Origin of the sequence: Pseudomonas sp. A25(2017), assembly GCF_002001065.1 — a bacterium.
Lineage (GTDB): Bacteria > Pseudomonadota > Gammaproteobacteria > Pseudomonadales > Pseudomonadaceae > Aquipseudomonas > Aquipseudomonas kilonensis.
Genome location: NZ_MUOA01000138.1, coordinates 1 through 1235, shown reverse-complemented (window position 1 = coordinate 1235; position 1235 = coordinate 1). Strand labels below are relative to the sequence as shown.

At 55.0% G+C, this 1235-nt stretch carries 1 protein-coding gene; it reads left to right on the top strand.

Annotated features, from left to right (window positions below; translation table 11 throughout):
- Positions 1-64 precede the first annotated feature (64 nt).
- Positions 65-1227 (top strand): IS3 family transposase gene (locus B0E42_RS29370; protein WP_139353250.1). Its coding sequence is split into 2 segments (ribosomal slippage): positions 65-320 and positions 320-1227, totalling 1164 coding nucleotides; the frame shifts between segments, so codons are not numbered across the junction.
- The last annotated feature ends 8 nt before the right edge of the window (positions 1228-1235 follow it).

Sequence of the window (1235 nt, the reverse complement as noted above, 5' to 3'; positions counted from 1 at the left end):
TGTAGTGGTCTAATGAAACCGGACACCCATTTAGGCGAGAATGCTCGCCAGATCGAGGTGTCAGATGACCAAACAACGCCGCTCCTTTACTCCTGAATTCAAGCGCGAGGCTGCCGACCTTGTGCTCAAACAAAACTACAGCTACATCGAAGCCAGCCGTTCACTCGGCATTGGTGAATCGGCATTGCGCCGCTGGGTTGACCAGATTCAGAAAGAACATAAAGGCGTCACCCCGCAGAGCAAGGCACTGACTCCGGAACAGCAAAAAATTCAGGAGCTGGAAGCCCGGATTGCTCGGCTTGAGCGAGAGAAATCAATACTAAAAAAGGCTACCGCGCTCTTGATGTCGGAAGATCACGAGCGTTCGCGCTGATTGACCAGTTGAGCGCCCATGAACCGGTTGATTGGCTGTGCAAGGTGTTTGACGTCACTCGCTCGTGTTACTACGCCCAGCGCCTGCGGCGCCGCACGCCCGATGTTGAACGCCTTCGATTGCGTAGTCGCGTCAGTGAGCTGTTCTCGCAAAGTCGCAGCTCTGCGGGCAGTCGCAGCATCCTGTCGCTGATGCGTGAAGACGGTGAGCAACTCGGTCGATTCAAAGTGCGTAGCTTGATGCGCGAGCTTGATTTAGTCAGCAAACAACCCGGCTCCCATGCCTACAAGCGAGCAACAATAGAAAGACTGGATATCCCGAACACATTGAACCGCGAGTTCGACGTGCCAGCACCCAATCAAGTCTGGTGCGGCGATATCACCTACATTTGGGCGCAAGGAAAGTGGCATTACCTGGCTGTAGTCCTGGATCTTTGTACGCGTCGGATCGTGGGCTGGGCGCTGTCGGAAAAGCCAGACGCTGAGCTGGTGATCAAAGCGCTGGATATGGCTTACGAGCAGCGTGGCAGGCCTTCGGATCTGCTATTCCACTCGGACCAGGGATCGCAATATGCAAGCCGACTCTTTCGCCAGCGGTTGTGGCGATACCGCATGCGCCAGAGCATGAGTCGACGAGGAAACTGCTGGGATAACGCACCGATGGAGCGCGTATTTCGCAGCTTGAAAACAGAATGGATACCGACCGTGGGCTATCGAACTGCGCAGGAAGCACAGCGCGATATCAGCCATTTTTTGATGCATCGCTACAACTGGATTCGGCCTCACCAATTCAACGATGGGTTGGCGCCAGCGCGGGCCGAGGAAAATCTTAACGTCGTGTCCGGGATTAGTTGACCACTACA